This is a genomic window from Streptomyces sp. NBC_01176 (assembly GCF_045039825.1).
Lineage (GTDB): Bacteria > Actinomycetota > Actinomycetes > Streptomycetales > Streptomycetaceae > Streptomyces.
Genome location: NZ_CP108600.1, coordinates 4,186,335 through 4,208,829, shown reverse-complemented (window position 1 = coordinate 4,208,829; position 22,495 = coordinate 4,186,335). Strand labels below are relative to the sequence as shown.

Genomic DNA, 22,495 nt, shown 5'->3' with positions numbered 1-22,495 from the left:
GCCCGGGCGGCGGTGGGGAGCCGGGCACCTGGTGGAGGACGCTAAACCTGAGGGTGAGGGCTCGGTAACACCATGTACGGAACTGGCGTAACTGGATCGCCGGGTGACCGTATGTGACCGTGATTCGGCTCCGGACCCGGCGACTTCACGCAGGGTGATGACCGATGGGACGGTTCCGGGACAACCGGGGGTTCTCAGGTGCTACGGGTCCCGAGGGGGTGGGCCGGTGCGAAGGGGGACACCCACCGCCGATTAGGCTCCGGCCCCATGGACGTACTCATCCATCTCTTCGTGGGCCTGCACATCATCGGCATCGCCTCGCTGCTCGGCGGCTTCCTCACCCAGATGAAGGCGATGGGCCGGGGCACCGCCCGATTCGTCCCCGCCATGCTGCACGGCGCGCTGACCATGCTGGTCACGGGTGTCGTCCTGGTCGGTCTCAACCAGGCCGACGACCACGCGGTCAACACCGTCAAGATCGGCGTGAAGCTGGCCCTGCTGATCGTGATCCTCGGGCTGGTCTACGTGAAGCGGGACGACGAGAAGGTCGACAAGGGCCTGTTCGGGCTGGTCGGGCTGCTGACGACCGCGAACATCTTCATCGCGGTGCTGTGGACCTGACGGTTCCGACCGCCACCAGCAGCCAGGCCGCCACCGAGATCCACAGCAGTACCTGCCCGAGCGTCCTGAGCCAGGCGAAGCCGACGGCGTCCGCGACCGTCAGGGCCGCCGCCGCCGTCATGGCCATCGGGAACACGGTCGCCCAGCGCCGCACGTCGTACCGCGGGCGCCGCCACAGCAGCTCCGCGACGGCCAGCACGGCGTACCAGGCGAGCGCCACCATGATCAGCGCCTGGGTCACCCAGCGCATCACGCCGTTGTCGTCGTAGTTCCACAGATAGGTGTCCGCCTGGTAGGCGAGGACCAGCTTCGACGCGGCCAGCGCCGCGATCGCGAGCGCGCCGCCCGCGATCCAGTGGTCGCCGCCCCCCGTGGCCGTCTCCAGGAAGTCGAAGCACGTCAGCGCCACCACGTACAGCACCAGGAACCCCAGCCAGAACAGCACCAGCGCGGCGTACGCGAGCCAGTCCGCGCGCGCGGCCTCGGCGAGCGACGCGGCGAGCACCGCGAGGGCCTGTGTGGCCACGCACCCGAGGAACACGCTTCCGGGCATCCGGAGCCGCAGGTTTCGGAGGAGCAGGTAGAGCAGCCCCGGCCACAGCACCGCGGCGAGCGCGAGCAGCACCTCGGCGGCCCCGGGCCACCCCAGGTCGGTCAGCCGGGTGCCGATGACGGCGGTCGCGGCGACCCCGGTGAGCGCGCTCGGCGTGCCGGCCTCCTCCCACCACCGCTCCCGCTCCCGCGTCAGGCGGACCGTGAAGTCCACGGCGAACCCGAGCCAGGCGACGGCCGCCAGGACCAGCGCGATCCGGGACAGGATCTCGTCACCGGTCTCGTACAACCCGACCGAGAGGATGCCGGTGGCCAGGACGACGGCCGCGGCGGCGGGCGGGCTCTCCGCCCACCAGGTGCGGAGTCGGACCCACGGGCTGCGGGGCGGCGAGGTGGCTGACATGGCCCCGATGCTAGGGATCTGCGAGCGGGTTGCCCGGGGGGCGCGCGCGTGCTTCACGAATGCGGGGTCGGCCGGACGGGCGCGCGGGTCCGGGGACGCGGGGGTACGAGTGCGCGGGCGTACGGCGGTACCGGCCTGCCGTGATGCGGGCGCCGCACGGGATGGCGGGTGAGGGCGAGAGGGGTCGCCGACCAGGCGGGAGGGGGAGACTCCGGCGCACGGGTCCGGGGGCGCGGGTGGCGCCGGCACGTGTGCGGCACGCGCGCGTGGAGCCCGGGAGACCTCACGCGCGCGTGCCCCGCGCCGGGGCTCACGCCGGGCGCACCACGCTGTGGATGATCGACTGGCCCGCGTAGAAGATCGACTCCTCACGGACGTACGCACCCGGCTTGGGGGCGTGGATCATCATCCCGTTGCCGATGTAGAGGCCCACGTGGCTGATGTCGTCGTAGAAGAAGACCAGGTCTCCGGGCTCGATGGCGGAGAGGGAGACCGTGGTGCCGGCGTTCACCTGGTCGTAGGTGGTCCGCGGGAGGGTGACGCCGGCGGCCTTCCAGACGGCCTGGGTGAGACCGGAGCAGTCGTACGAGCCGGGCCCGGTCGCGCCCCACACGTACGGCTTGCCGATCTGGGCGCGGGCGAAGGCGATGGCCCTGCCGGCCTTGGCGGCGTACGAGGAGTCGGTCGCCGGGGTCCCGGAAGTCCCCGTGGTTGCCGACGGCGTGCCCGGCTGCCGGGCCGTCTCCCGGGCCTTCTGCTCCGCCGCGGCCCGCTCGGCCGCCAGCTCGGCCGCCTCGCGGTCGGCCGCTTCCCGCTTCTTCTTCGCGATCGCGGCGAGCCGCGCCTTCTCGTCGGCGGTCAGCTTCGAGAGCAGGTCGCGCGCCGCGGCGAGCTTGCCCTGGACGTCCGCCTTGGAGGTCTTGAGCGCGTCCTGCGACGTGGTGAGCGTCCGCAGGCTCCGGGAGGCCTCGCCGCGCTTCTTCGAGGTGGCGGCCTGCTCGGTGGCGTAGTCGTCGACGGCCGCCTTCTGGCGGGTGGTCAGACGGTCCATCAACTGGGTCTGGTCGAAGTAGTCCTGCGGATTGTCGGCCAGCAGAAGACTCGCGCTGCCGGGCGCGGACGCCCCGGTGCGGTACTGCGCCGCGGCGAACGAACCCAGCTCCTCGCGCGCGGTGTTGAGCTTCTCGGTGCGCCGGGCCACGTCGTCGAGGAGGGCGTCGACCCGCTTGCGCTGCTTGGCGGTCTTCTCCCTGGTCGCGTTGTACTTCTCGGTGGCCGTCTCGGCCTGGTGGTAGAGGTCGTCGACCTTCTTCTCGACCTCTTCGAGGGTCGGCCGGGGCTCGGCCGGGGGTGCGGCGTTGGCCGTCTGCGAGAGCAGGGCCACGGAGGTCAGGGCGGCCGTGGCGAGGGCCGGGGTCCGTATGCCCGTCCTGCGCGGGCCGGGAGGACTCCACTTGCGGTGCGACGCCAAGAGAGGCGACTCCTTCCGTCATCCGCCTACCGGGTTAGCTGTCGGGTTCGGGCGGGTACTTCCGGAAGGTTTGCCCTACGGTCCTTGCCCCAGGGGCGGTTGGACCGATTCACCCCAAAGTCGGTTGGGTCCCCGGCTCCGGTCGCCGCACGGGCGCGCCGGACTCGGCGGAGGCCGCCCGGCCCGGCGACGTTCGCCGGTGCTGTCGAGCGGTCTGCCCGGCACGCTAGCCAACGCGTAAGTGTTCTGTGAAGTTTGATGTGCGATATGCCCGATACATTTTCGTGACCTGAACCGCCGGGGCGCCCGGAGTGGCCGACCGTAGTGGGGCGATGCCGGAAGGTGAGGGCGCATCGGTGCGGGAGGGGCGGCCCGCTTTCAGGGGCGCTCCGGCCCGGACTCCGCGGGCACCCCGGCCCGGACTCCGCGGGCACCCCGGCCCGGACTCCGCGGGCACCCCGGCCCGGACTCCGCGGTGGATCCAGCCCGGACTCCGTGGGAAATCCGGCCCAGTTTCCCGGGTGGCGGCGGGTTGTCAGTGCGGCCGCCTAGACTCGGAGAGCGATGAGCAGCCTCTTTGATGACAGCTTCCTGGCGGACCTCAGGCCTTCCGGGGCCCATGAGGAAGAACCGCCGCCGCCCGAGGACGAGGCGGCGGAGCCGCTTCCGGACGACCTGTTCGGCGGCCGCTTCGACGCGCCCCCGGACCGCGACGCGTACTACCGCGACGGCGCGCACAGGCCCGCCGTCGACCCGGCGGCCCTGCTGGACGGGCTGAACGAGAACCAGCGCGCGGCCGTGGTGCACTCCGGCTCCCCGCTGCTCATCGTGGCCGGCGCCGGCTCCGGCAAGACCCGGGTGCTCACGCACCGGATCGCGCACCTGCTGGGCGAGCGCCATGTCCACCCCGGCCAGATCCTCGCGATCACCTTCACGAACAAGGCCGCGGGCGAGATGAAGGAGCGCGTCGAGCAGCTCGTGGGCCCGCGCGCCAACGCCATGTGGGTGATGACCTTCCACAGCGCGTGCGTGCGCATCCTGCGCCGCGAGTCGAAGCGACTCGGCTTCACGTCCTCCTTCTCGATCTACGACGCCGCCGACAGCAAGCGCCTGATGGCCCTGGTCTGCCGTGACCTGGACCTCGACCCGAAGCGCTTCCCGCCGAAGTCGTTCAGCGCCAAGATCTCCAACCTGAAGAACGAGCTGATCGACGAGGAGGACTTCGCCGGCCAGGCGGCGGACGGCTTCGAGAAGACCCTCGCCCAGGCCTACGCGATGTACCAGTCGCGGCTGCGCGAGGCCAACGCGCTCGACTTCGACGACCTGATCATGACGACGGTCAACCTGCTCCGTGCCTTCCCGGACGTCGCCGAGCACTACCGCCGCCGCTTCCGCCACGTCCTGGTCGACGAGTACCAGGACACGAACCACGCGCAGTACGCCCTGGTCAGGGAGCTCGTGGGGCCGGCGAGCGGCGACCGTCCCGAGGACGTGCCGCCGGCCGAGGGCGACCTCGGGCCCGCCGAGCTGTGCGTCGTGGGCGACGCCGACCAGTCGATCTACGCCTTCCGCGGTGCGACCATCCGCAACATCCTCCAGTTCGAGGAGGACTACCCGGACGCGACGACGATCCTCCTGGAGCAGAACTACCGCTCCACCCAGACGATCCTCAGCGCGGCCAACGCGGTCATCGAGCGCAACGAGTCGCGCCGCCCCAAGAACCTGTGGACCAACGCGGGCGCGGGGTCGAACATCACGGGCTACGTCGCCGACACCGAGCACGACGAGGCACAGTTCGTCGCCGACGAGATAGACCGTCTCACCGACGCGGGCGAGGCGAAGGCGGGCGATGTCGCGGTCTTCTACCGGACGAACGCCCAGTCCCGTGTCTTCGAGGAGATCTTCATCCGCGTCGGCCTGCCCTACAAGGTCGTCGGCGGAGTCCGCTTCTACGAGCGCAAGGAGGTCCGGGACGTCCTGGCCTACCTGCGGGTCCTGTCCAACCCCGAGGACTCCGTCCCGCTGCGCCGGATCCTGAACGTCCCCAAGCGGGGGATCGGCGACCGCGCCGAGGCGATGATCGACGCCCTTTCGCAGCGGGAGAGGATCAGCTTCCCGCAGGCTCTGCGCCGCGTCGACGAGGCGTACGGCATGGCGGCGCGCTCGACGAACGCCGTGAAGCGGTTCAACACGCTCATGGAGGACCTCCGTACGATCGTCGAGTCCGGCGCGGGCCCGGCGACGGTCCTGGAGGCGGTCCTCGAGCGCACCGGCTATCTCGCCGAGCTCCAGGCCTCGACCGACCCGCAGGACGAGACCCGCATCGAGAACCTCCAGGAACTCGCGGCCGTGGCGCTGGAGTTCGAGCAGGAGTCCGGTGAGGGCGAGGACGGTGCCGGTGCCGGTGCGGCTGCCGGGGCCGCGGCGGCCGGCGGGGCTGGAGCGGCCGGCGGACTCTCCGGGTTCCTGGAGCGGGTCGCGCTCGTCGCCGACTCCGACCAGATCCCCGACGAGGACGACGGCAACGGCGTCATCACCCTGATGACCCTGCACACCGCCAAGGGCCTGGAGTTCCCGGTCGTGTTCCTCACCGGCATGGAGGACGGTGTCTTCCCGCACATGCGTGCGCTGGGGCAGGTCAAGGAGCTGGAGGAGGAGCGGCGGCTCGCGTACGTCGGCATCACGCGCGCGCGGGAGCGGCTCTATCTCACCCGCTCGTCCATGCGCAGCGCGTGGGGCCAGCCCTCGTACAACCCGCCCTCCCGCTTCCTGGAGGAGATCCCGGACACGCATCTGGAGTGGAAGCGCACGGGCGCCACGGCCCCGGTGCCCTCGGGACCCGTCTCGGGGGTGGCGGCCTCGCTGTCGTCCTCGCGTTCGCGGTCCGCGGCGTCCGGGGCCTCCGGTTTCGCGACGCGCCGCGGGGCCTCCGAGAAGCCGGTCGTCTCGCTGGCGGTGGGCGACCGGGTCACCCACGACCAGTTCGGTCTCGGCACGGTGGTCGGCGTGAAGGGCACGGGGGCGAACGCGGAGGCCACGGTCGACTTCGGAGAGCCCAAGCCGAAGCGGCTGCTGCTGCGGTACGCGCCGGTGGAGAAGCTCTAGTCCACGGGGTTCGGGGCCGGGCGGAGTTCCCGTCCGGTCGCGAACCCCGGCGGTGGATCACGACGCGTGGGTCACGGCGAGTGGGTCGCGGCGGTGCTCACGTCGGGTCCAGGCCGTGGCTGCGCAGCCACGGCAGGGGGTCGATGGCCGAACCACCCGCGGGTCGGACCTCGAAGTGCAGGTGCGGCCCGGTCGAGTTCCCGGAGTTCCCGGAGAACGCGATCTGGTCACCGGCCTTCACGACGGTGCCCGACGGCACCTTGTAGCTGGAGAGGTGGCAGTACCAGGTCTCCGTGCCGTCCTTCGCGGTGAGGATGGCCATGTTCCCGTACGCGCTGTTCCACTGCGTCCGTAGGGTTCCGTCCGTCGCGGCCATCACCGTCGTGCCGTACGACACGGGGAAGTCGATGCCCGTGTGCACGGACATCCAGTTGACCCCCGCCTGACCGAAGTAGGCGCTGAGTCCTTTCTGCGTGACCGGCAGGACGAACTTGGGCCGCAGCCGCTCCTTGCGGGCCGCCTCGGCCACCGCCTTCTGCCGCTCGGCGGCCTGCTGGGCCTTGAGGTCGATGCGTTCCTGGGTCCGGCTGGCCCGGTCGGCGAAGTCGTCCGCACCCGCGGACAGGCTCTGGAGCTGGGTGTCCAGCTTGTTGTTGGCGGTGGACGGCTTCACCGCGGTCGCGTCGGACGCGCTGGCCGTCGTGTTCTTGGTGTCGTCCCCGCCCATGGTGCCCACGGAGGCGGCGGCGATACCGGCGACGCCCATCACACAGGCCGAGGGCACGGCGACGGTGAGCAGTGCGGAACGCTTGGCCGGGGAGCGGCGACGGGAGCGGGACGCCGGACGGTTCGCGGCACGGGGGGCCGGAGTGACCTCTTCCATGTCGTCGAGCAGCGGCGTCTCGTGCGCGGGATCGGCGTCCTCGAAGTCGTACGCGTCCGGCAGTTGCTCGAAGGTGGCGGTCGCCTGCTGGTCGAAGGGCTCGGGATCGGCCTGCTGCTCGTACGGGTCGACGGAGGGCTGGTGCTCGTACGGGTCCGCCGCGACCTGGTGCTCGTAGGACTCCGCCGCGACCTGGTGCTCGTACGGGTCGGCGGCCCGGTGCTCGTGCGACTCGCCCTGATGGGGGTGCTCGTAGGCCTCGTACGGGTCGTGGTCACCGACGGTGTTCCACTGCGTGGCGTCGTACGCACCCGTCTCCTGGGTGGGGGCGCTCCACTGCTGCGTCTGGCCGGCCTGCTCGGCCTGGAGCCAGGCGGCCGCGTCCCACTGGCCCGTGGCGTCGGGGCCCGGATGCTGCGCGGGGATGTCGGCGAGCTGCTGGTAGCCGGTGGCCCAGGCGGTGGTGTCGTAGCCGCCGGTGTCGTACCCGGTCTGGTGCTGCGCGGCGTACGGGTCGTAGGCCGGGGTCTGGTGGCCGCCGGTGTTCCACTGCGTCGCGTCGTACGAACCCGTGCCGTCGCCGCCCGACATGTCGCCGAAGAGGGGGTCGGTCGCGAAACTCGCGGTCGCGTAGGCGCCGGTTCCGTTGTAGCCGTCGTACAGGGTGAAGTCGCCGTACTGGACTTCCTGGCCGGCGTACGACGCGTAGGGCGCCGAGGCGGCATCGGAAGCCGGAGCCGGGGGGGTCACGGTCCCCGACGGGTGACGGTCGTTCACCAACTTCTCTTTCGCCTCGACAACAGGGGCTGGCAGAGCAGTGCGGCGACTGTACCCGGCGGTATGCGGGCGCGACAATCTTCGGCAGGTTTCCTCCTCGCAGGAAACGGGCATTCGGCCGTCTTTCGGGGGAGTGCGGGCACGGGCTTGGCCTGGCGTTCGATGAATGTTCGAAACTGAGGCGCCTTCTGACCCGTGTCCGACTCCCGTCCCACCCCCGTCCGGGCCCTCTCCGGCCGTCAGGAGAGGGGCCGGACGGGGGATCGGCCGGGGGCGTCACGCCACGGTGAGGCCGCCGGCTTCGGCCACGGCCTCCGCGGCGGTGGTGCGGACGGCCGTCTCCTCGCTGTCGAGCGCCTGCCGTATCCCGGTGGCGACGGCGGGGTGGACCGGCAGCGCGAGATGCCCGATGCCGCTCACCTGCACGCTCTGTGCGAGCAGGTCCGGGTGGTCGATGGCGGCGGTCTCCAGTGGGTCCATCAGATGATCGAGGTCGCTCCAGAAACTCACGAAACGCGTACGGCAGTCGGGCGCGGGCTCGCGCAGCTCCCTGATCACTTCGGACCCCGGGCGCATCTGACGGACGATCGGGTGGGCGTTCATCAGCGGGACGACCCGGGTGCCCGAGTGCGGTGTGCCGAGCGTGACCAGCGTGCGGACCCGCAGGTCGCCGCCGAGGCGCTGCACGTAGTACCGCGCGATCAGTCCGCCGAGGCTGTGTCCGACGATGTCCACCTGGTCGCGCCCCGTGCGCTCGCAGATGTCCTCTATGTGCCGGCCGAGCAGCTCCGCCGCGGTGCGGATGTCGTACGTCAGCGGTGAGTAGTTGAGCGATTCGATGTGCTGCCTGCCGTGCTGCGCGAGGTTGCGGCGCAACAGGACGAAGACCGAGCGGTTGTCGATGAAGCCGTGCAGCAGGACGACCGGGGGCTTGGTCCCGGTGGGCAGCCGGGTGGCGTCGGACGGGGCGGGCGCGGGAGAGGTGCGGCGCTCCTGGACGATGCCGGAGGGATAGAGGAGGAGGTGTCCGGCGAGGATCGCGATCTCCAGCGCCGTCGCCTTCAGCAGGGCCACCGAGAGGCCTGTCGGCCTGCCTGGCAACAGGCGCTGACGGAGCGGGAGAACGGGTGACTCTGTCCCGGTGACCTTCATGGCCGACCTCCAGTCGACACCCGAAGGGACCGCTCTGTCCCCCGTGTGCCCTTGTGGAAAGCCGGGGTGGCGGAGGCCGACGGTGCGTTCGCGACGCGTGGTGCGCCGGTGGCGCGGCGGGAGTCCCTGCCGTCGTGCTCCCGCCGGTGTGCCGCACCGTCGCCGCGCCTCGTCGGCGCGGTGCCGGTGTCACCACCTGCTGGCGGCTCTCCTTGCGCAGGTTCCGGTCGTGGCCCGCGCGTCGCAGGTTCCTGCGGCGCGTGTGCCGCTGAAGCGCGGAGCGATGCGCGGCGAATGTGTCCCACCGTGTGATTTCCCCCTCGCTCTTCAGCGGGAAACTGTGGTTTGCACGGATCTGACGATAACGTTCGTTCACTTCCCCGGCCGGTGCGGTGCGGGGCGCCCGTGCCGCAGAGGTGCGTCCCGTGCGGCGAGCGGCGGAATGTTCGATACGTGTCGGTACGGGTCGTTGTGGTCCGTTCATGGAGGCAGTGATGGGTGTGGCAGCCGGTCCGATCCGCGTGGTGGTGGCCAAGCCGGGGCTCGACGGCCACGATCGGGGGGCCAAGGTGATCGCGCGGGCGCTGCGCGACGCCGGCATGGAGGTCATCTACACCGGGCTCCATCAGACCCCCGAGCAGATCGTCGACACCGCGATCCAGGAGGACGCCGACGCGATCGGTCTCTCCATCCTCTCCGGCGCGCACAACACGCTGTTCGCCGCCGTGATCGATCTCCTCAAGGAGCGTGACGCGGAGGACATCAAGGTCTTCGGCGGCGGGATCATCCCGGAGGCGGACATCGCTCCGCTCAAGGAGAAGGGTGTCGCCGAGATCTTCACGCCGGGTGCGACGACCGGGTCGATCGTGGAGTGGGTGCGGGCGAACGTACGGCAGCCCGCGGGAGCGTAGCGCCTGGCCGGCAGGGGGCGGCGCGGGCGGCGTTCTGCCCTGGCCGCCCTCGCCCGTCCCCGGGTGGGGGGTCGTTGTCCGCGGGTGGGTGGGGGTCGGCCGCGCAGTTCCCCGCGTCCCTGACGGGGCGCCGGGGGCCTTCCGGCACTTGGCGGCCCCGGCCCCGGTGTTCAGGGCGTCGTCGGCGGACGTCCGGGTTCCGGCACCGCCAGCTCCGCCGTCATCTCCGCACGCAGCCGCAACGTGGTGACGAGGCGCTGGAAAGCTTCCGACCAGTAGCCGCCTGCCCCCGGCGCCGCGTTCTCCGTCTCGTCGGGAATCGCCGTGAGCGCGTCGAGCCGACCCGCTTCGAGCGGATCCAGGCAGCGCTCGGCCAGCCCCATCACCCCACTGAAGCTCCATGGATAACTCCCCGCGTCGCGTGCGATGTCGAGCGCGTCGACCACCGCCCGCCCCAGGGGCCCCGCCCACGGCACGGCACAGACCCCCAGCAGCTGAAACGCCTCGGACAGGCCGTGCGTGGCGATGAACCCCGCCACCCACTCGGCCCGCTCGGCCGGACCCAGCGTGGCGAGCAGCTTCGAACGCTCCGCCAGCGACACCGCCCCCGGCCCGCCGGCCTCCGGGGCGGAGGGCGCGCCGAGGAGCGCCCGGGACCATCCGGGGTCCCGCTGCCGTACCGCAGCCCGGCACCACGCGGCGTGCAGTTCGTTCCGCCAGTCGTCCGCCACAGGAAGCGCGACGATCTCCTCCGGTGTACGTCCCCCCAGCCGCCGCGGCCACGTCCCGAGCGGCGCTGCTTCGACCAACTGGCCCAGCCACCACGACCGTTCCCCTCGTCCCGCCGGAGCTTTCGGTACAACACCGTCCCGCTCCATGCTCGCGTCGCACTCGTGCGGCGCCTCGACGACGATCGAGGGCGTCCCCTGCGTGCGGTCGACGGCCACGCACGAACCGGCCCGTGCCGCCATCCGGGCGGCCAGCGCCGAACCGGGCAGCGCGGACAGCAGCTCCGCCGCCGTGGCCCGGACATTGCGGCTGCGGTCGGTGAGCGCGCTCTCCAGGAACGGCTCGTCGGCCGGCCCCAGCCCTGACCGCAGCGAGTCGAGGAACATCAGCCGGTCCTCGGCCCGCTCCGTCCCCCAGGTGGTGGCGAGCAGCTCGCGCGCGGTCGCGGGACGCCGGGCCCGCAGCGCTGTGAGCAGCGCGACCCGCTCGGCGAACAGGCCCTCCTGCCACAGCCGTTCCGTACGCTCGGGCTCGTCGGGGCCGGGCAGCGCGGCGCCGCCCCCCGGCATGGAACGCAAGGCGAACCGCCAGTCGGGGTTCAGCCGGGCCAGCCACAGCGCGCGCGGTCCGGCGAAGGCCAGCGCGGCCGGCCGCAGATCCGTACGGCCCCGGGCCGCGTCGAGGAGGGCCGGCAGCGTTTCCGGAGGAGCCGCGAAACCGTGCGCGTTGGCCAGCGCCAGCCACTGGGGCAGCAGTTCCATGAGGTCGGGGGCCGCGCCCCGGCGGCCACCTGCGGTGCCGGGCCGGTCGGCCAGCAGCACACCAAGGCGGTGGGCCGCGGCGGGCGGGAGGGGGCGTCGCGGGTCCGGCGCCGCGGGCTCGGGCCGGGCGGCCGCCCGGCCGGGCCGCATGCCGGCCCGCCGCCGCAGGGTCGCCACGGCGGCCGCGTCCAGGACGGCCACCGGTACCTCGCGCCCGGCGGCCCACGCGGGCGGTGTACGCCGCTCGGTCCCGAGCAGCGCCACGGTGACGAGCTCGTCCCAGGAGCCCTCGACGGGCGCGCCCGTCGAGGCGGAGGTCGCGTTCATGAACGTCCTTTCCGTACGGAGGCACAGAGCCGGGGAAAGCGAGCGGTGTCCGGGGCGCAGAGCCGGGGAAAGCGGGCGGTGTCCGGGAGGGGGAAGCCGGCGGTGGACGTGGTGTCGCGGGTCAGCACAGCCGTACCGCCTCGCCCGTCCCCTCCGGCCAGGCCGTCAGCGGAGCGAAGCCACGGTGACCGCACTCGCCGAAGACGGTGACGGGGGCGCCGCCGGAGAGGGCGGCCAGCCGCCACAGCCCGGGGCCGGAAAGCGCCGAGGGCGTGAGGGGGAGCGCGAAGTCACCGTCCGCGTCCGCGAGTTGCCAGGCGTCCCCGTCCGGGGTGGGTATGACCCGGGACAGCGTGACCGGGCAGGCGTCGAGCCAGGGATCGTCCCGCAGGGCGTCGCCGTAGCGGGCCGCCGCGCGGGGTGTGCTCACTCCCGGCGGGCGGGTGCGCGTGGGCGCCGGCAGGGTGAACCGCTCGCCCAGGGCCACCCGGAGCTGTCCCGCGCCCGGGTACGCGGACACCTCCGCCTCGAAGGCCAGGCCCACCGGCAGGGTCAGCTCCGGCGGCCGGCCGGCCGCCCCGTAGGAGAGGACCCGGACCGTGCGGCCGGACTCCGCGCCGTACAACCAGATCCTGCGGGTGGTGAGTCGGCTGTCCGCCGTGTCGTACTGGGCGAGGACCAGCCAGCGGTCCCGCAGCGGAGGGCCGCCCGCCGGGCCGGACAGACCGACCCGGGAGCGGACCGTCGCGGCCAGACCGTCCGGCAGCGACTCCCGGCGCAGCCAGCCCTGGTCGAGGAGATGGAGCAGCGCGCACTCCTCCAGCAGCCGGACGGGCCAGCCCGGACCGGAGGCGGGGATCGCCCCCAACTCCCGCACCCGCGCGGCCAGTCCGGGCGCCTGCGCGTCGACCATGCGGGCCGCCGTCTCCTCCCACATCCCGTACCCCGCCTGCTCGGCCGCCGCGAGGCCGCCTCGCAGCAGGTCGGCCAGCCGCCGCTCCAACTCCCCCGCCCCGGCGGTGATCCGCGCGGCCCGGCGCTCCGCCCGGCGCCGGGCCGCCTCCGGGTCAGCCGGTGACGCCGTCCCAGATGCCGCGTCCGTCGTCCGAGTCGCCGCCGCTCGCTCCCTTCTCCCCTCCGTCCATCGCTCCGCCCAGTCCGGCACGGGTCCCCGCGGCACCGTGCCGTCCTCGCCCGCCCAGAGCAGGAGCAGTCCCAGCGTGTGCTTGCACGGGAACTTCCGGCTCGGACAACTGCATGTGTACGCGGGCCCGGTGGAGTCCGCGATGTCGACGACCGTCCGATAAGGCGTGCTGCCGCTTCCTCTGCACAGTCCCCATAGCGTCCCCTCGTCAGAACTGCCTGTTTCCGACCACGGTCCGGCGGTGCCGAGCTTGCTGCCCGCTCTGCGTGACGCCTCGTCAGGCGCCAGTGCCAGCACCTGATCCGCCGTCCAGCGCACCCCCTGCTGAGTCATGTCGTCGAAGGTAGGTCCCACCACTGACAATCGACCTTCGCGAGCACGTCTGCGCAGGTCAGAGCGGATTGTCAGTGGTGTGGTGCACGGTGGGGACCAGATCCGAACCGGCCGAGCTGGAGGGGGGACCGAGCCATGACCGTGTCCATCGAGTCCGTGGAACCGACGTCCGTCGACGCACCCGCGGGACAGGCCGGGGGAGCGGCCCCGGGCGACAGCGCCGACGGGAGCACGGGGGGCACCGCCGGGCCGGCGGGGGAGGTGCTGCGACCGCACGCCGAGCACGCCTTCGCCGCCGAACTCGCCGCGCTGGCCGCGCAGGACGACCGGCCCCGCCCGGCCCGCTGGCGGCTGTCGCCGTGGGCGGTGGCGACCTATCTGCTGGGCGGCACCCTGCCGGACGGCACGGAGATCACACCGAAGTACGTGGGCCCGCGCCGCATCGTCGAGGTCGCGGTCACCACCCTCGCCACCGACCGCGCCCTGCTGCTGCTCGGCGTGCCCGGCACCGCGAAGACCTGGGTGTCGGAGCACCTGGCCGCGGCGGTCAGCGGCGACTCGACCCTCCTGGTGCAGGGCACCGCCGGCACACCGGAGGAGGCGATCCGCTACGGGTGGAACTACGCGCGCCTGCTCGCGCACGGCCCCAGCCGGGACGCGCTCGTGCCGAGTCCGGTCATGCGCGCCATGGCCGAGGGCATGACGGTCCGCGTCGAGGAGCTGACCCGTGTCCCGGCGGACGTACAGGACACACTGATCACGATCCTGTCGGAGAAGACCCTGCCCATACCGGAGTTGGGCCAGGAGACCCAGGCCGTCCGCGGCTTCAACCTGATCGCCACGGCCAACGACCGCGACCGCGGGGTGAACGAGCTGTCCAGCGCCCTGCGCCGGCGCTTCAACACGGTGGTGCTTCCGCTGCCGGAGAGTGCCGAGGCCGAGGTGGACATCGTCGCGCGCCGCGTCGACCAGATCGGCCACTCCCTCGACCTCCCTTCGGTCCCGGACGGCGTCGACGAGATCCGCCGGGTCGTCACCGTCTTCCGTGAGCTGCGCGACGGAGTGACGGCGGACGGGCGTACGAAACTCAAGTCGCCCAGCGGCACGCTGTCCACCGCCGAGGCGATCTCCGTCGTCACCGGCGGGCTGTCGCTGGCCGCCCACTTCGGCGACGGCGTTCTGCGCGCCTCGGACGTGGCCGCGGGCATCCTCGGCGCCGTCGTCCGCGATCCGGCGGCCGACCGGGTGATCTGGCAGGAGTACCTGGAGGCGGTCGTCCGCGAGCGCGAGGGCTGGAAGGACTTCTACCGGGCCTGCCGGGAGGTGAGCGCGTGACCGGACCACGGGAGGGGGCGGCGAGGGAGGAGCCCGTCGTTCGGGAAGGGGCGGAGAGGGAGGAACTCGACGTTGGGGAAGGGGCGGAGGAGCCCGGTGGGCGGGAGGGGACGCGGCGTGCGGTCGGAGCGGGGGCGGATCGGGTGCCTCCCGCGCGGGCGGCCGGGCCGCTGCTGCTGGGGGTGCGGCACCACGGGCCCGGCTCGGCGCGTGCCGTGCGGGCCGCGCTGGACGCCGCGACACCCCTGACGGTCCTGATCGAGGGCCCTCCGGAGGCCGACGCGCTCATTCCGCTCGCCGCCGACCCGGACATGCGTCCTCCGGTCGCGCTCCTGGCCCATGTGGTGGACGAGCCCGGCCGGTCCGCCTTCTGGCCGCTGGCCGAGTTCTCCCCGGAGTGGGTGGCGATCCGGTGGGCGCTGGACCACGGTGTCCCGGCCCGCTTCATCGACCTGCCGGCGACGCACACGCTGGCATGGGAGAAGGAGGAACCGCCCCTGTCACCCGCCGAGCCCGCCGAACCCGCCCAACCTGTCGAACCCGCAGGCGACGCCGTGCGGATCGACCCGCTCGCCGTGCTCGCCGGGACGGCCGGTCACGACGATCCCGAGCGCTGGTGGGAGGACGCGGTCGAGCACCGGAGCGGGGCCGGTACCGATCCGTTCGCGCCGTTCGCCGTGCTGGAGGAGGCGATGGGAGCACTGCGGGAGGCGTACGGGGGCGGCGGACACGACCGGGATCCGCAGCGGGAGGCGTACATGCGGCTCCAGGTGCGCGCGGCACAGCGCGAGTTCGGGGACGACGTGGCCGTGGTGTGCGGGGCCTGGCACGTGCCCGCGCTGCGCCGCAGAACCACGGTCGCCGCCGACCGGGCGCTGCTCAAGGGGCTGCCCAAGGCCAAGACCGACATGACGTGGGTGCCGTGGACGCACCGCAGGCTGTCCCGGTCCGGCGGGTACGGCGCGGGCATCGACTCGCCGGGCTGGTACGGGCACCTCTTCGGCGCCCCCGACCGCCCGGTCGAGCGGTGGATGACGAAGGTGGCCCGGCTGTTGCGCGACGAGGACCGGATGGTCTCCGCCGCGCACGTCATCGAGGCGGTGCGGCTTGCCGACACCCTCGCCGCCGTACGGGGCCGCCCGCTGCCCGGGCTGACCGAGACCACCGACGCCGTACGGGCCGTCATGTGCGAGGGCTCGGACGTGCCCCTGGGGCTCGTGCACGACCGGCTCGTGGTCGGCGACGCGCTGGGCGAGGTGCCGCGGTCCGCCCCCGCGGTGCCGCTCCAGCGCGACCTCGCCCGGCTCCAGAAACGGCTGCGGATCAAACCGGAGTCGCTGGAGCGGGAGATGGAGCTCGACCTGCGCGGCGAGACCGACGCGGCGCGGAGCCGGCTCCTGCACCGGTTGCGGCTGCTCGGCATCGGCTGGGGCGAGACCGCCGCATCCCGCGGCAGCACCGGCACCTTCCGGGAGACCTGGCGGCTCCGCTGGGAGCCGGAGTTGTCCGTGCGGGTCGCCGAGGCCGGGGTGTGGGGCACGACCGTGCTGTCCGCGGCGACCGCCAGAGCGGAGGCGGACGCCGTCGCCGCGCCCGCCCTGGCCGACGTCACGGCACTCGCCGAACGCTGTCTGCTCGCCGGACTCTCGGACGCCCTGCCGGTGGTGATGCGGGTCCTCGCCGACCGGGCCGCCCTGGACACGGACGTCGGCCACCTCGCCCAGGCGCTGCCCGCGCTGGTCCGCGCGCTGCGCTACGGGGACGTTCGCGGCACGGACACCCACGCTCTCACCGAGGTCGCCGCGGGCCTCGCCGAGCGGATCTTCGTCGGTCTCCCGCCGGCCTGCGTGGCACTCGATGCCGAGGCCGCCGAGGACATGCGGCGCCATGTGGACGCGGTGCACGGCGCGGTGGGACTGCTGGGAGAGACGGGGCTGTTGGGAGAGACGGTCGCGGTGCGACCGTCCGTCGACGGACCGCCCGGCACGGGCATGCGCGGTCGCTGGCACTCCGTGCTGCGGGTGCTGGCCGGCCGCGACACCGTCCCCGGTGTGCTCCGTGGACGGGCCGTGCGACTGCTGCTGGACGACGGCGAGCTGGGACAGGAGGAGGCCGCCCGGCTCATGGGACTCGTACTGTCGCCGGGCACGGAGCCGGGGGACGCGGCCGCGTGGATCGAGGGGTTCGTAGGCGGCGGCTCCGGGGGAGGCATGCTGCTCGTGCACGACGAGCGGCTGCTCGGACTGGTCGACGCGTGGTTGACGGGGGTACCGGCGGAGGCGTTCACCGATGTGCTCCCGCTGCTGCGGCGCACGTTCTCGGCGTACGAGGCCGGGGTGCGCAGGACGCTGGGGGAGCTGGTCCGGCGCGGCCCGGGGGCGCGGGGGAGCGCCGCGGCCGCCGCCTCCGGCATACCCGGGTTCGCCCCCGAGCTGGACGCCGGGCGCGCCGACGCCGTCCTCCCGGTGCTGCGCCTGCTGCTCGGGCCGGACGACGAAGAAACCACCGGCGCCGACGAATCCGCCGACGCGGACGCCGGCGAAACCGACGCCGGCGAAACCGCCGGCGCCGACGACCTTGTGGGGGCGGACCGATGACCTCAGTACCGCTGGACCCGGCCGACACGGCCCGACCCGGCAGCGCGCCCCGTCCGACTGACGCAGACCAGACGGCCGACGTGCTCCGGCCGGCCGACCCGCCCCGACTCGGCGACGCGGCCCGACCGGGCGACGTGCCGCGGCCGGTCGGCGTGCGCGGTGCGAGCGCCTCGGCCGACGAGCGGCTGCGGCGTTGGCGGCTCGTGCTCGGGGGCGACGAGGCGGACGGCACCGGACGCGCCCTCGCCGGGCAGGACGCGGCGATGGACGGCGCGCTCACCGCCTTGTACGGGAAGGGGAGCGCGACGCGGTCGGGGCGGGACCGTTCGGCGGGGCTCGGGGCGTCCGCACCGTCGGTCGCGCGCTGGCTCGGGGACATCCGGACGTACTTCCCGTCGTCCGTCGTGCAGGTCATGCAGCGGGACGCGATCGACCGGCTCGGACTGTCCGCCCTGCTGCTGGAGCCCGAGATGCTGGAGGCGGTGGAGGCCGACGTGCACCTGGTGGGCACCCTCCTCTCCCTCAACAAGGCCATGCCGGAGACGACGAAGGAGACCGCGCGGTCCGTCGTGCGCAAGGTCGTCGAGGACTTGGAGAAGCGGCTGGCCACCCGTACCCGGGCCTCGCTCTCCGGGGCCCTCGACCGCAGCGCCCGCATCAACCGCCCCCGCCACCACGACATCGACTGGAACCGCACGATCGCGGCCAACCTGAAGCACTACCTGCCCGAACACCGCACGGTCGTTCCCGAGCGGCTGATCGGTTACGGACACGCCTCGCAGTCCCTGAGGAAGGAGGTCGTCCTGTGCGTGGACCAGTCGGGCTCGATGGCCGCGTCCGTCGTCTACGCGTCCGTCTTCGGGGCCGTCCTCGCGTCGATGCGGTCCCTCGCCACCCGGCTCGTCGTCTTCGACACGGCCGTCGTCGACCTCACCGACCAGCTCGACGACCCGGTCGACGTCCTCTTCGGCACGCAGCTCGGCGGCGGTACGGACATCAACCGGGCGCTCGCGTACTGCCAGTCGCGGATCACCCGGCCCGCCGACACCGTGGTCGTGCTCATCAGCGACCTCTACGAAGGGGGCATACGCGACGAGATGCTGAAGCGGGTGGCGGCGCTGAAGGCGTCGGGGGTGCAGTTCGTGACGCTGCTGGCGCTGTCCGACGAGGGGACGCCGGCCTACGACCGTGAGCACGCGTCGGCACTCGCGGCACTGGGCGCACCGGCGTTCGCCTGCACACCCGATCTGTTTCCCGACGTGATGGCGGCGGCGATCGAGAAACGTCCGCTTCCCGTGCCCGACGCCGTATGACGAGAGCCGAAAAACCGGACATGAATACCCATCGGTAACAGGGGGCTTGCGCAACCGCGGGAGTTCCGTGCGAGGATCATCGCCTCTCGAATCGAACGGTGCGCAGGGTTCTGTCCCGTACCGTCCGGCCCCGCCGCACGGAGGCTCTTCCCGTCTTGATCCCGACCGCCGCACCGCCCGTCGCCGGTGCCGCTCTGCGCCTGCTGCGCACGGCGGCGGGGCGGCGTGCGCTGCAGGCGTCGTTGCTGGTGGGCGGAGTGTTCGCGCTCGGCTTCCTCTGCGGGGAACAGGCACGCGCCGCGGACGGACGGACGCCCACGGCCCTGACGACGCAGGTGACTTCGGCGGCCGAGCGGGCCACGCAGCCGCTCCTCGCCGCGACCGCCGGAGCCCCGGCCGCCGGCCAGCCCGCGGACAACTCGGCCGAGCGGAACCAGGAGGCGCAGCCGAACCAGGAGGCGCAGCCGGGCCAGAAGGCACAGTCGGGCCAGAAGCCGCGGCCGAGCGAGAAGGTCCAACCGGGCCAGAAGGCTCAAGCGGGCCAGGAGTCGCGGCCGAGCGAGAAGGCCCAACCGGGCCAGAAGCCGCAGCCGAAGCGGGAGTTGTTCCAGAAGCGGGAGTTGTTCCAGAAGTCGGGGGAGCTCGGGGAGCCACGGCGGAAGCACCCCGCGGCACCGACGCAGACACCCCGGGTACCGGCGTCGGCCGACCGCGCCGGCTCCCTGGTCACCGAGGCGGTCGGCAGCGTCGTACGGCCGGTTGCCGACATCGTCGTACGACCGGTTGCCGACACCGTCGTACGGCCGGTCGGTGATCTCGCGGAGACGCTCACCGGGGAACTGGCCGCATCCCTGCCGAAGACCCTTCCGCCCCTCCCCGCACTCCCGGCGGTGCCGCCGGTGCGGGCAGTCCCGTCGCTTCCGTCCCCGCCCGCGCCCCCGGGTCTGCTCCCGCCTCCGAGCACGGGGGACGGCGAACAGTTTCCGCCCGCGGATCCGGACCACCCGCACCACTCGGCCGTGCCGGTCCCGGACCCGGTGGCACCCCGCGCCGCCGGCAGGGAACCGGGTTCCGCGACTGTCCTCGCGTACGGTCCCGCGGTCCTCGGCGTGGACGTCCAGTCGGGTGCCGCGCACGCGGGACCTGGCCACGACGGCCACCACGGTGGCCGGGGCCAGGCCACAGGACCGGCTCCCGCCCGGCAGGCACCGGCCGGTGACTCCTCGGGCACGCCGGGCGACCGGCCCGCTGTCGACAGCGGGGTGTCGCGGCACGGCGACGCGCATGCCGTCACCCCGGACCACCGCGCGCCGCTGCGGCTCGTGTCCGGCACGTCCGAGGCCGTGACCGCGGCCGGAACCCGGGACAGGTACCGGGACATTCCCCTTTTCCCCGGCTAGGACCCTCCTTCCCCGGTCGGTGACCCGCCCCCGCGAGGACGGCACGCGTCCCGCCCCGCGCCCCCGCGAGGGGGTGTCCGGGGCATGACCGAGCCGGCCGTCCCGCGCACCCGGCACACCTGACTCGTCCGTACACACCTGAGACTCCGCGGGGCCGCAGCCCCGGACGGCCGAAAACCGTCGGACCCGTCCGGCCGTACCCCGCGGACGGGACAGGTGGTCCCCATTGGGGTGGGGAGCACCCGTCCTGGGCCCCTCAAGGGCCTGTTCAAGGGGCCTCACCGGGCCAACCCCAGCCCGGTGAGGCCCTGCCCCGCCATGGGGCCGGCAGGATCTGTGACAGGTATCACCGCTCAGGTGTGATCTGCGATTTAGGGACCCACGTCCTGCGGCGATAACCTGCGGGACGGACATGCCGCGCGCTCGGACACCGTGTGCGCCTCCCTTGTGACAGCGGACGTCACGTTGCCCTTCGCGGCACGCCCACGCATCCAACGAACCGCGAGATCACTGATAGGGACGGACGCGCGTGGACCTGTTCGAGTACCAGGCGAGGGACCTCTTCGCCAAGCACGGTGTACCGGTGCTGGCCGGTGAAGTCATCGACACGCCTGAGGCAGCCCGCGAGGCGACCGAGCGTCTTGGCGGCAAGTCCGTCGTCAAGGCCCAGGTGAAGGTCGGTGGTCGCGGAAAGGCCGGCGGCGTCAAGCTCGCCGCCACCCCGGACGAGGCCGTCGCCCGCGCGACGGACATTCTCGGCATGGACATCAAGGGCCACACGGTCCACAAGGTGATGATCGCCGAGACCGCGCCCGAGATCGTCGAGGAGTACTACGTCTCCTACCTCCTCGACCGCACGAACCGCACCTTCCTCGCCATGGCGTCCGTTCAGGGCGGCGTGGAGATCGAGGTCGTCGCGGAGGAGAACCCCGACGCTCTCGCGAAGGTGCCGGTCGACGCCAACGAGGGCGTCTCGATCGAGAAGGCCCGCGAGATCGTCGCCCAGGCGAAGTTCCCGGCCGAGGTCGCGGAGCAGGTCGCCGAGATCCTGGTGACGCTGTGGGACACCTTCATCAAGGAGGACGCCCTCCTCGTCGAGGTGAACCCGCTCGCCAAGGTCGCCTCCGGCAAGGTCATCGCCCTCGACGGCAAGGTCTCCCTCGACGAGAACGCCGAGTTCCGCCAGCCGGACCACGAGGCGCTCGTCGACCACGCGGCGGCCAACCCGCTCGAGGCCGCCGCCAAGGCGAAGAACCTCAACTACGTCAAGCTCGACGGCGAGGTCGGCATCATCGGCAACGGCGCGGGTCTCGTCATGAGCACCCTGGACGTCGTCGCGTACGCCGGTGAGAACCACGGTGGCGTGAAGCCCGCCAACTTCCTCGACATCGGCGGCGGCGCCTCCGCCGCGGTCATGGCGAACGGCCTGGAGATCATCCTCGGCGACCCGGACGTCAAGTCCGTCTTCGTCAACGTCTTCGGTGGCATCACCGCCTGCGACGAGGTCGCCAACGGCATCGTCCAGGCGCTGCAGCTGCTCGCCGACAAGGGCGAGGAAGTCACCAAGCCGCTGGTCGTGCGTCTCGACGGCAACAACGCCGAACTGGGTCGCAAGATCCTCTCGGACGCCAACCACCCGCTGGTCCAGCGCGTGGACACCATGGACGGCGCGGCCGACAAGGCCGCCGAGCTCGCGGCTGCGAAGTAAGGGACGAGGGACTAAACAGCCATGGCTATCTTCCTCAACAAGGACAGCAAGGTCATCGTCCAGGGCATGACCGGTGCCACGGGCATGAAGCACACCAAGCTCATGCTCGCGGACGGCACGAACATCGTCGGTGGCGTGAACCCGCGCAAGGCGGGCACGTCCGTCGACATCGACGGCACCGAGATCCCCGTCTTCGGCACGGTCGCCGAGGCGATCGAGAAGACGGGCGCCAACGTCTCCGTCCTCTTCGTGCCGCCGGCCTTCGCGAAGGCCGCCGTCGTCGAGGCGATCGACGCGGAGATCCCCCTCGCGGTCGTCATCACCGAGGGCATCGCCGTCCACGACTCCGCCGCCTTCTGGGCGTACGCGAAGGCGAAGGGCAACAAGACCCGCATCATCGGCCCGAACTGCCCCGGTCTCATCACCCCGGGCCAGTCCAACGCCGGCATCATCCCGGGCGACATCACGAAGCCGGGCCGCATCGGCCTGGTCTCGAAGTCCGGCACGCTGACGTACCAGATGATGTACGAGCTCCGTGACATCGGCTTCTCCTCCGCCGTGGGCATCGGCGGCGACCCGGTCATCGGGACGACGCACATCGACGCGCTCGCCGCGTTCGAGGCCGACCCCGACACCGACCTGATCGTCATGATCGGCGAGATCGGCGGCGACGCCGAGGAGCGGGCCGCGGACTTCATCGCGAAGAACGTGACGAAGCCGGTCGTCGGCTACGTCGCGGGCTTCACCGCGCCCGAGGGCAAGACCATGGGCCACGCCGGCGCCATCGTCTCCGGCTCCTCCGGTACGGCCGCCGCGAAGAAGGAGGCCCTCGAGGCCGCCGGCGTCAAGGTCGGCAAGACGCCGACCGAGACGGCGAAGCTGGCGCGCGAACTGCTCAAGGGCTGACACGCAACAGCGAGACGGGCCCGCACCCCCTGGGGTGCGGGCCCGTCCGCGTTCTCACCGCGGATCC

At 72.6% G+C, this 22,495-nt stretch carries 15 protein-coding genes and 1 riboswitch; of the genes, 9 read left to right on the top strand and 6 right to left on the bottom strand.

What is annotated here, in order from left to right; all coding sequences use genetic code 11:
* The first annotated feature begins 267 nt into the window (after positions 1-267).
* Entirely contained in the window at positions 268-621 is a 354-nt protein-coding gene (locus OG199_RS17965; protein WP_356801347.1) for a hypothetical protein, read from the top strand.
* Here OG199_RS17965 and OG199_RS17960 read toward each other — a convergent pair.
* Entirely contained in the window at positions 599-1,576 is a 978-nt protein-coding gene (locus OG199_RS17960; RefSeq protein WP_405830287.1) for a hypothetical protein, read from the bottom strand. The genes OG199_RS17965 and OG199_RS17960 overlap by 23 nt on opposite strands.
* A 310-nt stretch (positions 1,577-1,886) precedes the next feature.
* On the bottom strand, positions 1,887-3,047 hold the full coding sequence (locus OG199_RS17955) for an NlpC/P60 family protein (RefSeq protein ID WP_405830286.1): 1,161 nt from the start codon (positions 3,045-3,047) through the stop codon (positions 1,887-1,889).
* Between the two features lie 7 nt (positions 3,048-3,054).
* A riboswitch (cyclic di-AMP (ydaO/yuaA leader) is annotated at positions 3,055-3,227 on the bottom strand.
* Positions 3,228-3,611: 384 nt separating this feature from the next.
* On the opposite strand from OG199_RS17955, the gene pcrA reads away from it, so the two are divergent.
* Positions 3,612-6,152: a DNA helicase PcrA gene (gene pcrA / locus OG199_RS17950; RefSeq protein ID WP_405830284.1), complete on the top strand. Its 2,541-nt coding sequence runs from the start codon at positions 3,612-3,614 to the stop codon at positions 6,150-6,152.
* Positions 6,153-6,249: 97 nt separating this feature from the next.
* Here the strand turns inward: pcrA and OG199_RS17945 are convergent, their stop codons facing one another.
* Positions 6,250-7,812: a peptidoglycan DD-metalloendopeptidase family protein gene (locus OG199_RS17945; RefSeq protein ID WP_405830282.1), complete on the bottom strand. Its 1,563-nt coding sequence runs from the start codon at positions 7,810-7,812 to the stop codon at positions 6,250-6,252.
* Between the two features lie 276 nt (positions 7,813-8,088).
* On the bottom strand, positions 8,089-8,964 hold the full coding sequence (locus OG199_RS17940; protein WP_405830280.1) for an esterase/lipase family protein: 876 nt from the start codon (positions 8,962-8,964) through the stop codon (positions 8,089-8,091).
* Positions 8,965-9,458: 494 nt separating this feature from the next.
* Here OG199_RS17940 and OG199_RS17935 point away from each other — a divergent pair, with 494 nt between their 5' ends.
* Positions 9,459-9,875 carry a cobalamin B12-binding domain-containing protein gene (locus OG199_RS17935; RefSeq protein ID WP_099942951.1) on the top strand — a complete coding sequence of 139 codons (417 nt, stop codon included), beginning with the start codon at positions 9,459-9,461 and terminating at the stop codon, positions 9,873-9,875.
* Between the two features lie 170 nt (positions 9,876-10,045).
* On the opposite strand, the gene OG199_RS17930 is transcribed toward OG199_RS17935, so the two are convergent.
* Both OG199_RS17930 and OG199_RS17925 read right to left on the bottom strand, forming a co-directional pair.
* Positions 10,046-11,692, bottom strand: coding sequence for a DUF5691 domain-containing protein (locus tag OG199_RS17930; protein WP_405830278.1), 1,647 nt, complete (start codon positions 11,690-11,692; stop codon positions 10,046-10,048).
* A 121-nt stretch (positions 11,693-11,813) separates the two neighbouring features.
* On the bottom strand, positions 11,814-13,169 hold the full coding sequence (locus tag OG199_RS17925; protein ID WP_405830276.1) for an SWIM zinc finger family protein: 1,356 nt from the start codon (positions 13,167-13,169) through the stop codon (positions 11,814-11,816).
* 135 nt (positions 13,170-13,304) lie between these two features.
* Between OG199_RS17925 and OG199_RS17920 the strand changes: the two genes are divergently transcribed.
* The 6 genes from OG199_RS17920 (at position 13,305) to sucD (ending at position 22,428) form a co-directional block, all read left to right on the top strand.
* Positions 13,305-14,504: an AAA family ATPase gene (locus OG199_RS17920; protein ID WP_405830275.1), complete on the top strand. Its 1,200-nt coding sequence runs from the start codon at positions 13,305-13,307 to the stop codon at positions 14,502-14,504.
* Positions 14,505-14,647: 143 nt separating this feature from the next.
* Positions 14,648-17,101 carry a DUF5682 family protein gene (locus tag OG199_RS17915; RefSeq protein WP_405830273.1) on the top strand — a complete coding sequence of 818 codons (2,454 nt, stop codon included), beginning with the start codon at positions 14,648-14,650 and terminating at the stop codon, positions 17,099-17,101.
* The gene (locus OG199_RS17910; RefSeq protein WP_405830271.1) at positions 17,098-18,414 is read left to right on the top strand and encodes a vWA domain-containing protein; all 1,317 of its coding nucleotides are present in this window, start codon (positions 17,098-17,100) and stop codon (positions 18,412-18,414) included. The genes OG199_RS17915 and OG199_RS17910 overlap by 4 nt, the downstream gene beginning before the upstream one ends.
* A gap of 155 nt (positions 18,415-18,569) precedes the next feature.
* A complete protein-coding gene (locus OG199_RS17905; protein WP_405830270.1) occupies positions 18,570-19,814 on the top strand; it encodes a hypothetical protein in 1,245 nt (414 codons plus the stop codon).
* Positions 19,815-20,343: 529 nt separating this feature from the next.
* Positions 20,344-21,522, top strand: coding sequence for an ADP-forming succinate--CoA ligase subunit beta (sucC, locus tag OG199_RS17900; RefSeq protein WP_266700923.1), 1,179 nt, complete (start codon positions 20,344-20,346; stop codon positions 21,520-21,522).
* Positions 21,523-21,543: 21 nt separating this feature from the next.
* Positions 21,544-22,428, top strand: a complete 885-nt coding sequence (sucD, locus tag OG199_RS17895; RefSeq protein WP_168529780.1) for a succinate--CoA ligase subunit alpha — start codon at positions 21,544-21,546, stop codon at positions 22,426-22,428.
* Positions 22,429-22,495 lie beyond the last annotated feature (67 nt).

What these genes read in the sequence shown, in the direction of transcription:
- OG199_RS17965 (WP_356801347.1), top strand. Translation starts at nt 268, where the DNA reads ATGGACGTACTCATCCATCTCTTCGTGGGCCTGCACATCATCGGCATC.
- OG199_RS17960 (WP_405830287.1), bottom strand. Translation starts at nt 1,576, where the DNA reads ATGTCAGCCACCTCGCCGCCCCGCAGCCCGTGGGTCCGACTCCGCACC.
- pcrA (WP_405830284.1), top strand. Translation starts at nt 3,612, where the DNA reads ATGAGCAGCCTCTTTGATGACAGCTTCCTGGCGGACCTCAGGCCTTCC.
- OG199_RS17940 (WP_405830280.1), bottom strand. Translation starts at nt 8,964, where the DNA reads ATGAAGGTCACCGGGACAGAGTCACCCGTTCTCCCGCTCCGTCAGCGC.
- OG199_RS17935 (WP_099942951.1), top strand. Translation starts at nt 9,459, where the DNA reads ATGGGTGTGGCAGCCGGTCCGATCCGCGTGGTGGTGGCCAAGCCGGGG.
- OG199_RS17930 (WP_405830278.1), bottom strand. Translation starts at nt 11,692, where the DNA reads ATGAACGCGACCTCCGCCTCGACGGGCGCGCCCGTCGAGGGCTCCTGG.
- OG199_RS17925 (WP_405830276.1), bottom strand. Translation starts at nt 13,169, where the DNA reads ATGACTCAGCAGGGGGTGCGCTGGACGGCGGATCAGGTGCTGGCACTG.
- OG199_RS17920 (WP_405830275.1), top strand. Translation starts at nt 13,305, where the DNA reads ATGACCGTGTCCATCGAGTCCGTGGAACCGACGTCCGTCGACGCACCC.
- OG199_RS17910 (WP_405830271.1), top strand. Translation starts at nt 17,098, where the DNA reads ATGACCTCAGTACCGCTGGACCCGGCCGACACGGCCCGACCCGGCAGC.
- sucD (WP_168529780.1), top strand. Translation starts at nt 21,544, where the DNA reads ATGGCTATCTTCCTCAACAAGGACAGCAAGGTCATCGTCCAGGGCATG.